Annotated in this window: 9 protein-coding genes; 5 read left to right on the top strand and 4 right to left on the bottom strand. The window is 39.4% G+C overall.

Features of this window, described 5'->3' with window-relative positions:
- Nucleotides 1–94: 94 nt before the first annotated feature.
- Entirely contained in the window at nucleotides 95–1423 is a 1329-nt protein-coding gene (locus ATS71_RS12830) for an IS4 family transposase (protein WP_058404632.1), read from the top strand.
- Between the two features lie 44 nt (nucleotides 1424–1467).
- On the opposite strand, the gene gyrB is transcribed toward ATS71_RS12830, so the two are convergent.
- From gyrB to dnaA, 4 genes are read right to left on the bottom strand one after another with little or no spacing between them, the layout of a single operon-like run.
- Complete coding sequence (gyrB, locus tag ATS71_RS12825) at nucleotides 1468–3894, bottom strand: DNA topoisomerase (ATP-hydrolyzing) subunit B (RefSeq protein WP_058405174.1); 2427 nt, start codon at nucleotides 3892–3894, stop codon at nucleotides 1468–1470.
- Between the two features lie 12 nt (nucleotides 3895–3906).
- Nucleotides 3907–5001, bottom strand: a complete 1095-nt coding sequence (gene recF / locus ATS71_RS12820; protein WP_058405173.1) for a DNA replication/repair protein RecF — start codon at nucleotides 4999–5001, stop codon at nucleotides 3907–3909.
- Between the two features lie 15 nt (nucleotides 5002–5016).
- Nucleotides 5017–6120, bottom strand: a complete 1104-nt coding sequence (dnaN, locus tag ATS71_RS12815) for a DNA polymerase III subunit beta (protein ID WP_006793980.1) — start codon at nucleotides 6118–6120, stop codon at nucleotides 5017–5019.
- 13 nt (nucleotides 6121–6133) lie between these two features.
- Complete coding sequence (gene dnaA / locus ATS71_RS12810) at nucleotides 6134–7522, bottom strand: chromosomal replication initiator protein DnaA (protein ID WP_058405172.1); 1389 nt, start codon at nucleotides 7520–7522, stop codon at nucleotides 6134–6136.
- Between the two features lie 518 nt (nucleotides 7523–8040).
- Between dnaA and rpmH the strand changes: the two genes are divergently transcribed.
- The 4 genes from rpmH to yidC all read left to right on the top strand — a co-directional run bounded on the left by rpmH (nucleotide 8041) and on the right by yidC (nucleotide 10653).
- Complete coding sequence (rpmH, locus tag ATS71_RS12805) at nucleotides 8041–8175, top strand: 50S ribosomal protein L34 (RefSeq protein ID WP_004335215.1); 135 nt, start codon at nucleotides 8041–8043, stop codon at nucleotides 8173–8175.
- A 7-nt stretch (nucleotides 8176–8182) separates the two neighbouring features.
- The gene (gene rnpA / locus ATS71_RS12800; protein ID WP_058405171.1) at nucleotides 8183–8608 is read left to right on the top strand and encodes a ribonuclease P protein component; all 426 of its coding nucleotides are present in this window, start codon (nucleotides 8183–8185) and stop codon (nucleotides 8606–8608) included.
- A 126-nt stretch (nucleotides 8609–8734) separates the two neighbouring features.
- Nucleotides 8735–9010 carry a membrane protein insertion efficiency factor YidD gene (gene yidD, locus ATS71_RS12795; RefSeq protein ID WP_006793977.1) on the top strand — a complete coding sequence of 92 codons (276 nt, stop codon included), beginning with the start codon at nucleotides 8735–8737 and terminating at the stop codon, nucleotides 9008–9010.
- A gap of 8 nt (nucleotides 9011–9018) precedes the next feature.
- Nucleotides 9019–10653, top strand: coding sequence for a membrane protein insertase YidC (gene yidC / locus ATS71_RS12790; RefSeq protein ID WP_058405170.1), 1635 nt, complete (start codon nucleotides 9019–9021; stop codon nucleotides 10651–10653).
- The last annotated feature ends 119 nt before the right edge of the window (nucleotides 10654–10772 follow it).

The following is a 10772-nucleotide window of genomic DNA, read 5'->3' as shown; positions in this document are numbered from 1 at the left end:
CTAATGCCGATCAGTTAAGAAATATTTTAATGATCGGTTGACCGATCTTTTATAGATGTAAGAATCCGATGAGCATTTGCCATCGGATTTTTTTATGAATATTAAAACAGCTTTAGACACCGCATTTAATGCCAGTACCCAATTTCATTCGTTTGAAAAGCTCTCGTCATTTCTACAGCCATCTATTATTGATGAGGCTTTTGTTGAAGCGGGAGTCGCCACCGTCAGAAAGCGTCGCTTACCTCTTGAATCTGTGATGTGGTGTGTCATGGGGATGAGTCTTTTTAGGCAAGAGTCAGTGTGGAATATTGCGACTAAGATGGATATTGCACTACCAGGTAAAACACCGCTTGTTGCACCCAGTGCGATGGTTCAGGCGCGACAGCGCCTAGGAACCGAAGCTGTCGAAAAATCCTTTAAGAAGATGGCTAAGCATTGGTATCAACAAAATAAATTCGAAACATGGAATGGACTAAATTTGCTCGGTGTCGATGGGGTTGTGTGGAGAACGGCTGATACCGCTCAAAACCGTGAAAAGTATGGCTCTGGTAGTACTCAGTATGGCGATACGGCATTTCCTCAAATCCGCATGGTGTGCCAAATGGAGCTGACAAGCCACCAACTCATTAATAGTGCGTTTGATAAATACAAATCGAATGAAATGGTGCTAGCAGAGCAGCTAATTAATGATACGCCGAATCATTCACTGACCCTGTTTGACCGTGGTTTTTATTCCTTAGGCTTGCTGCATCAATGGCAAAAAGCGGGAGAGGAAAGACACTGGATGATACCGGCAAGAAAAGGACTCCAATTTGATGTAATAAAAAGTTATAGCCGTGTAGATAAACAGGTAAGGCTGAGAGCCACTCCACAAGCGAGAAAGAAGTTCCCCGAGCTGCCGGACGAGATTGAGGCGCGACTAATTACGAAAAAAGTTAAAGGGAAAGAGTGCCGAATTCTTACATCGCTTACCGATGTAATGCGTTACCCCAGTGACGAAATTGTAGACTTATACAGCCACCGCTGGGAAATTGAGTTAGGGTATCGTGAAATGAAACAGACGCTACTGAACAGTGAATACACGCTTAGAAGCAAACGCCAAGACATGGTTGAGCAAGAATTATGGGGGTTACTGCTTGCTTACAACTTGATAAGAGTGGCTATGACCGAAGCGGCTACACGTAAAGGTATCTGGCCAAATCAGCTAAGCTTCAGCGGGTGCTCAAGCGCGGTTGTGGCCTTCTTACTTACAACGGGACTTACAAGCTCAGGAAAACTCCCTGTGCTGTATGAAAACCTCATCAATCAGCTAACTTATTACGAGCTTCCGACGAGGCGGGAAGACAGGTTCTACCCTCGGAGGGTCAAACCCAAACCAAGCAAATACCCCACAAAAAAGAAAAATACCAGTCAGCTTAACTGACTGGCATTAGCCCTTAGGCTCCTTTTTATTATCTAAATATGTTTTTACACGTCTAAGTTAACTACGCGAAGCGCGTTAGTTTCAATAAAGTCACGACGTGGCTCTACCTGATCACCCATAAGTGTTGCAAATAACTGATCCGCGCCAACAGCGTCTTCGATAGTTACTTGTAACATACGGCGTGCACCTGGATCCATGGTTGTTTCCCACAGTTGATCTGGGTTCATCTCACCCAATCCTTTGTAGCGTTGAATATAGATCCCACGCTTAGATTCAGTGATCAACCATTCCAAAGCATCCACAAAGTTATCAACAGGTTTTGTTTTCTCACCACGTTGAATATAGGCACCTTCTGTAATGATGTTTGCAATGTTAACACCAGTCACAGCAATACGTTGGTAATCACGCGATGTAATGAAGTCGTAGCTTAGTACATGAGACTTATCTACACCGTGTTGACGAATATTCACAACTGGGTAGTACAAGTTACGCTCTGCATCATACTCAGTTGCAGCGTTGAAAATAGTTGCATCTTCGTCACGGTCTACTAGGTCATCAACAAGCTCTTTTGTCCACGTAATTACTTTAGCTTCGTCTTCAAGGTCTTCTTTTGTTAATTCGCTTTGGTAGATCAAACGTTCCATTACTGTGTTAGGGTATTTACGTTTTAAACGCTCGATTACTTTAACTGTGTTTTGATAATCGTGAACTATTTCCTCTAACGCTTCACCTTCAAGTGCTGATGCATCGGCACTTGTGTATAGCGCTGCGTTATTTAGTGCAAGCGATGTTAAGTAGTCAACAAGTGCAGGATCGTCTTTTATGTAGCGTTCTTGCTTACCTTTTTTCACTTTATAAAGTGGTGGTTGAGCAATATAAATATAACCGCGCTCTACAATTTCTGGCATTTGACGATAAAAGAACGTAAGCAACAAGGTACGAATGTGAGAACCATCCACGTCCGCATCGGTCATTATAATGATACGGTGGTAACGTAGTTTTTCAGGGTTATATTCATCACGGCCAATACCACAGCCTAACGCAGTGATTAGCGTTGCCACTTCTTGTGAAGACAGCATTTTATCAAAACGTGCTTTTTCAACGTTTAGAATTTTACCTTTAAGCGGAAGAATCGCTTGATTCTTACGGTTACGACCCTGCTTGGCTGATCCGCCAGCAGAGTCCCCTTCCACTATGTAAAGTTCTGATTGCGCAGGATCTTTTTCCTGACAATCGGCTAATTTACCCGGCAAACCGGCAAGGTCCATAGCGCCTTTACGACGTGTCATTTCACGTGCTTTACGTGCTGCTTCACGTGCACGTGAAGCATCAATAATTTTCCCAACAACAATTTTTGCATCTACTGGATTTTCTAATAAAAACTCAGTGAATTTTTCAGCCATTGCTTGTTCTACCGCAGACTTAACTTCGCTAGATACTAGCTTGTCTTTTGTTTGCGATGAAAACTTAGGATCTGGAACTTTAACACTAATTACAGCAGTCAAACCTTCACGCGCATCGTCACCGGTTGCGTTACTCGTTGTTTTTGCTTTCTTGTTAAAGCCTTCTTTTTCCATAAAGTTATTAAGTGTACGTGTTAGCGCAGATCTAAAACCAGCTAAGTGAGTACCACCATCACGTTGTGGAATGTTATTTGTGAAACAGTAAATGTTTTCTTGGTATGCGTCATTCCATTGCATTGATACTTCAACGCTAATTCCGTCTTCAACACGCTCATGTGTAAAGTGGAATACACCTTTATGAATAGGTGTTTTATTGCGGTTAATGTATTCAACAAATGCCTGAATACCACCTTCGTATTTGAAGTGATCGCTTTTATTTTCTTCACGCTCATCATTTAAAATGATGCTAACACCGGAATTCAGGAACGACAGTTCACGTAGGCGTTTTGCTAAAATATCGTAATGAAAATCTAAATTAGTGAATGTTTCTGCACTAGGCCAAAAGCGTAGTTCTGTCCCCGTAGTTTCAGAGTCACCAATAACAGCGAGTGGTGCATCTGGCACACCCATAGTGTAAAACTGCTCATGAAGTTTGCCTTCGCGACGCACGGTTAGTTTTAATTTTTCTGAAAGTGCGTTTACAACCGAAACACCTACACCATGCAAGCCACCTGATACTTTATAAGAGTTATCATCAAACTTACCACCAGCGTGAAGTACCGTCATGATTACTTCGGCAGCCGAAACGCCTTCTTCTTCATGGATAGACACTGGGATACCACGGCCGTTATCTCTAACCGAAACAGAGCCATCTAAGTGAATCGTTACAAAAATATCATCACAATGACCGGCTAAGGCTTCGTCTATTGAGTTATCAACGACCTCAAACACCATGTGGTGTAAGCCTGTGCCATCATCGGTGTCCCCTATATACATTCCAGGACGCTTTCTTACTGCGTCTAATCCTTTAAGTACTTTAATACTCGACGAGTCATAATTCTCAGACATGGTTAATCCCACTTATCTTGTTATTAGGTTGCCATGTTTCACGTGGAACATTTGTAGTTCTCGTTGCATGGGTTCCACCACAGCAGAAATACTCTCAGATAAAATTGAAGAGATAAATATTTGAGAACGACAGTGAGACAATAATTGCCCAACTTTCTCTTTTGTATCTTCGCCTAACTCTGAGGGTAAATCATCTATTAGCAATATAGATTGCTTATCGGTCTCTGACTCAATTAAGCTATTTTGCGTTACTTTTAACGCATACAATAATAACTTTAACTGCCCGCGTGAGAACGTATTCTCTACACTGTTGCCAGCGACACTAAAACTAAAGTCAGCCTTATGAGGGCCTTTACTTGTAAATCCTTGGCGAGAATCTCGCTCAAAGTTTTGTTCTAATGCATCGTTAAGAGATTCATTCTCTTTCCAGCCTGCATTAAACGTCATTTCTAAATCGCGTATAAGCGTTAATTCTGCACACATTTTACCAAAAAACTGCTGCTTAAACCTACTTATATACGCCATTCTCAATTTATTTATTTCTTCAGCCAGTCTAACAAATTCTTTGTCCCAAAACTTAATTTGGTCAAAATAATTCTTAGGCTTAGACTTTAACAATGCATTGCGTTGTTTTAATACTTTATTAAAGGATTGCCACAGGTAAAAGAACTCATGTTCCACGTGGAACAATCCTAAATCTAAAAACTTTCTGCGCTCTTTTGGACCACCAAAAAACAAAGAGTAGCTTTCAGGCGTAATTATTTGAACAGGCATAAGTTGTGCGAGTTCAGATATTTTTCGGCTCGCTTTACCTTGAATCTTTAAATTTGTTTCACCTAACCGCGTTTTACTAATACCAATAGGAATTGATAAATCATGAACCGTTTTTCGGCCATGAATTACAAACTGGTCCTGTTGGTGTGCAATTATGCTTTTATGTTTTGGTGTTCGAAAAGACTTGCCGTGAGAAAGGTAATAAATAGCTTCTAAAAGACTGGTTTTCCCGCTGCCATTTTCACCATATATAATATTAACGCCATTAACAGGTTCTAGCGTCAGCGCCTCAATATTACGAAAATATTTGAGGCTCAAATGACTTAAGCTCATTATATGTTTATGATCTTATAAACGCATAGGCATAACAACATACATAGCTTCATCATCACCAGCGCCTTCTATTAAAGCACTACTGTTTGAATCTGCTAACGTAAACTGTACATCTTCGGTTTTTAATGTATTTAGTACATCTAAAACATACGAAACATTAAAACCAATTTCTAATTCATCACCTTGGTAATTTACTTCAACAACCTCTTCAGCTTGTTCTTGCTCTGGATTGTTAGCAGTAATTTTTAATAAACCATTTGATAAATTTAAGCGTACACCACGAAACTTTTCATTCGACAAGATAGATACACGCTGAAACGCATTTCGCAACCATTCACGGTTCGCAATAATTGTTTTGTCACCGCCACGTGGAAGTACACGTCGGTAATCAGGAAAACGCCCATCAACAAGTTTACTTGTAAATGTAAACTCAATATCAATAATACGAATGTGGTTAGCACCAAATTGAATAGTTACTAGCTCATCGTCGGCAACCATAAGGCGCATAATTTCTTGTACACCTTTGCGCGGTATAATTAATTGGCGCTGGGTATTTAATGATTGAGTAAGTTTTTTCTGTGCAATAGCCAAACGGTGTCCGTCGGTAGCCACCGTTTTAATATCACTGTTATCAACTTCAAACGACATACCATTTAAGTAATAACGTACATCTTGGTTTGCCATTGAAAAATGTGTGCTTTCAAGTAATTTACGAAGCTCTAAACGTGTTAGTTGAAATTCAACTTCACCATCCCACTCTTCTAAATTGGGAAAATCAGCAGCGGATAATGTCGTTAATGAAAAACGACTTTTACCACTGGTTAATAACAGCTGGTGATCTTGTAAGCTTAAAGTAATGTCTGAACCTTCAGGTAAGCTTTTACAAATATCGAGTAATTTTTTAGCGGGTAAAGTCAATTTTGTGTCGGCAATATCATCACCTACAAAAACACCAGACACTAATTCAATTTCAAGGTCGGTCCCTGTCATCGAAAGCTGTCCGTTTTCTACTACTAACAAAACGTTAGATAAAATTGGTAACGTATGCTTTCGCTCAATTGCGCCCGATACTTGTACCAATGGCTTTAAAAATTGTTGTCTTGATATTGTTATTTGCATAATAAAGTCAGCCCTAAGATGACAATGTTCTTATTAAATTTTGATAATCTTCTTTGATTTCGTGGCTTTCATCACGTAGTGATTTTATTTTACGACACGCATGTAAAACAGTTGTATGGTCTCGCCCGCCAAAAGCATCCCCAATCTCAGGTAAGCTGTGATTAGTAAGTTCCTTAGACAACGCCATAGCAACCTGACGAGGTCTTGCTATAGAGCGGCTTCGGCGTTTAGAAAGTAAATCTGACACACGAATTCGATAATACTCAGCCACTGTACGCTGTATATTATCAATTGTGACAAGCTTATCTTGCAGTGCCAGTAAATCACGCAGTGCTTCTTTTACAAAGTCGATAGAGATAGGACGCCCTGTAAAGTTTGCATTTGCAATTACACGATTAAGTGCCCCTTCAAGCTCTCGCACGTTTGAACGTAATTTTTTTGCAATGAAGAAAGCCACTTCGTGCGGTAAATTAATTTTACTTTGCTGGGCTTTTTTCATCAAAATAGCAACGCGAGTTTCAAGTTCTGGTGGCTCTATAGCAATTGTTAATCCCCAACCAAAACGAGACTTAAGTCTGTCTTCAACCCCTTCAATTTCCTTAGGGTAACGATCGGAAGTTAAAATAATTTGTTGGTTGCCTTCAAGTAAGGCATTAAAGGTATGAAAAAATTCTTCTTGAGAACGCTCTTTGTTTGCAAAGAATTGAATGTCATCAATCATTAATGCATCAACACTACGGTAATAACGTTTAAATTCTTCTATTGCGTTATTTTGTAGCGCTTTAACCATGTCTTGCACAAAACGTTCAGAATGCATATAAACAATTTTTGCATCAGGCTTATTAGCCATAATGCCATTGCCTACAGCATGGAGTAAGTGCGTTTTACCTAAACCTGTTCCACCGTATATAAATACAGGGTTAAATGCAGAGCCAGGATTATCGGCCACTTGAGTTGCAGCCGCTTTTGCTAGCTGGTTAGATTTACCCTCAACAAAACTATCAAAGGTATAGTTTTCTTTAATATTAGATTTATAACCCGATTTAGGTGCTGGCTCAACAACCGGCTTTTGCTCTCGCGGTTGTTGCTTTGCTGATGCTTGCGTATTAGGTGCAGATTGCGTTTCTATAACAGGTGCAACCTGTGTATTTAACAGCGGCTTACTACCTACATCAAAACGCAGTTCAGGTGCTTCATCACCACAAATCTCTACAAGTAATTCGTTAATTCGATTAAGGTATTTTTCTCTTACCCAATCAAGCACAAAGCGATTAGGTGCATAAATAGTCAGAGTATCTTCGGTACTTTCTGCTTGAAGTGGTCTTACCCACATACTGAACTGCTGCGAAGGCAATTCATCTTGCAATACATATAAACAACTTTGCCAAACCGACAGATACACAGTTAAACTCCCAAAGATATAATTTTTATTCCCGCACATCAAAAATGGTTAAATACCATGCATTTATTGCGTTTAAATAGCCAAATAAGCGGCCCAAGACCAAGTATTATGAAGGCAGTTTATCCACAAGTAAAAGGCTGATTTTTATAAAATGATGTATAACGTTATAAAAAAACACTAACAAACTGATTTAATTACATTTTTAATTATTAACTTGATAGTAGATCATAACAAAATAACACCAAGATCGCGAACCAATTCTACGATCCAATTTACTTTTCCCCGGCTTTTATTCACTTTTTATACATGGGCTGTGGAAAACTTCTTATTTATGATGATCCTACTAGATCACGCTTTATGATCCCCAGCTGCTTGCTTAATAAACACAGTGCTTAACGCGTAATTATGATTGACTTTAAGTCGTTTCATCTATAATATCTCGCGCTCGCAATGGCACCTGTGCCAGGATCGCGACCTGCATAGGATGTTTTAACTTTAACCGATCGGATGAGATTGTTATGAAAAGAACTTTTCAACCTAGCGTTTTAAAACGCAAACGTGCACACGGCTTCCGTGCTCGCATGGCAACTGTAAATGGCCGTAAAGTATTAGCACGTCGCCGCGCTAAAGGCCGCAAAGTTCTTTCTGCTTAATTTATAAGTGGAAGACTTTAGCTTTGGCAGGGAGTTACGTCTGTTAACTCCCTCGCATTACTCTCGTATATTTAACGAACCCGCCCGGGCTGCAACTCCTTACTTCACTCTATTAGCTAAACCCAATGACCAAGGGAAACCTAGGTTAGGACTTACTGTTGCTAAAAAACGTGTAAAAAAGGCATGCCAACGAAACCGTATTAAACGTCTTGCTCGCGAAAGTTTTCGTTTAAATCAACACAACATTGATAACATTGATATTGTGCTTATGGTTAAAAATGGTATTGACGAACAGTCTAATGAAGAATTAACCAAGCAACTGACTAAGTTATGGCGAAAAATTAATGAACGCTGTAAACCAGGTGCGCCTAAGCCTCCACCCTTTAAGAAACGCCCAAACAAATCAGCTAAATCTAATAAACAAACCCAATAGCAATAGAATTACAGGGTTAATTAATGTATCTTTAGCTCACCTTTTAATCATGCATTTAAAATTTCCAATAGAGCCTTTAAATACATGATATCTATCTCACTAAATTTAACTAGGGGCATAAACATCATGAGGTTACTTAAACCACTTGTTGCTTTACCGACATTATGTTTAGTGTTATTGATCCGCGGTTATCAAAAGTGGATTAGCCCGCTATTAGGTCCGCATTGTCGTTTTAATCCAAGCTGCTCACATTACGCAATTCAAGCAATAAAATTGCATGGATTGATAAAAGGAAGTTGGTTAGCATTAAAACGCATATTAAAATGCCATCCTTTACATTCAGGTGGTGATGACCCAGTACCTGAAAAAATAACCCATATTAACCACCAACACGAGAAATAAGAGCTGTTATGGAATCGCAACGCACGTTTTTATTCATTGGCCTAATGCTAGTGTCGTTTTTATTGTTCCAAGAATGGAATAATGATTATAACCAGCCAAAAGTCGATCCAAGTGCCACAACACAAACACAACAAGCAAATTCAACTGAATCAGATGATTTTATACCCTCATCATCAGAATCTGGCTTACCGGCTTCAACAACATTAGCTAAACGTTCTGTTATAGAAATTAAAACAGACGTGTTTAAAGTTAAAATCGACACCAAAGGTGGTGATATTGTTGAATCAGACTTACTTCAGTATGAAGAAGTGAAAGGCGAAGAAACACCTTTCATGCTGCTGGGTGAGTTTGATGGTAATCAATACTTTTCACAAAGTGGTTTAATTGGTTTAAATGGTCCTGACGCATCTGCAAACGGTCGCCCTACTTACCACAGCGAACAAACATCTTATACCTTAACCGGTGATGAGTTACGTGTACCGCTGCAGTTTACTGACAGCAACGGTGTTAGCTTTACTAAAACGTATGTATTTAAAAAAGGGCAATATGACGTTGGCTTAGAATACACAGTAAACAATACAACCAGTGCGCCTATTCAAGTACAGCTTTACACGCAAGTTAAGCGCACAGTACAAGAAAAAGGCAGCTTAGTTGATCAAAACTATTTAGGTGCAGCTTACGGTACTGACGAAGAACCGTACGAAAAGTACAGTTTTTCTGACATGGCTGACAAAAACCTCAATGAAAGCACACAAGGTGGTTACATTGCATTTATTCAACATTACTTTGTAAGTGCGTGGGTACCAAAACAAGACCAAACCAACACCCTGTATAGCTTAATTACGAGCAGCAATGCCGCAATCATTGGTACAAAAGCACAACCAGTTAATGTACAAGCCGGTACTGAGCAAACTATTACTTCTATCTACTACATGGGCCCTAAAGAGTCTGATGTATTAGAAGCGCTTCACCCTGACTTAGACCTAACTGTAGACTACGGCTGGTTATGGTTTATTTCACAGCCACTATTTGTATTACTAAAATGGCTTTACAGTATCCTTGGTAACTGGGGTTTAGCAATTATTGCTATCACTATTATTGTTAAATCATTGATGTACCCGCTAACTAAAGCACAATACACGTCAATGGCTAAAATGCGTGCCCTTCAACCAAAAATGGCTGCATTAAAAGAAAAATATGGTGATGACCGTCAAAAATTCGGTCAAGCTACTATGGAAATGTACAAAAAAGAGAAAGTAAACCCAATGGGTGGCTGTTTCCCTATTTTGTTACAAATGCCAATATTCTTAGCGTTGTTTTATGTATTTTTAGAGTCAACAGAACTTCGCCATGCTGAGTTTATGCTTTGGTTAACTGATTTATCAGCACAAGACCCATACTACGTATTACCAATTTTATTTGGTGCAAGTATGTTTATAACTCAGAAGCTTCAACCAATGACGGTTACCGATCCAATGCAGCAAAAAATGATGACCTTTATGCCGGTTATCTTCTCTGTATTCTTCTTATGGTTCCCATCAGGCTTAGTACTTTATTGGTTAGTATCTAACCTTATTTCAATCGCGCAAATGCTTTATATTTATCGCGGTATGGAAAAGAAAGGAATAAAAGTAAGAGGCTAACTTAGCCCTACTTATCAAAAAGGCGACTTAGGTCGCCTTTTTTATTGCCCATTTTTTATCAGAGCATTCGCGAGTGGTAATTTCATAGGTTACAATAGCGCCATAACGTACACATTGTT

The organism is Pseudoalteromonas sp. H71, assembly GCF_001468485.1.
GTDB lineage: Bacteria > Pseudomonadota > Gammaproteobacteria > Enterobacterales > Alteromonadaceae > Pseudoalteromonas.
The sequence above is the reverse complement of the archived record's forward strand: the minus strand, read 5'-3'. Positions and strand labels throughout refer to the sequence as shown.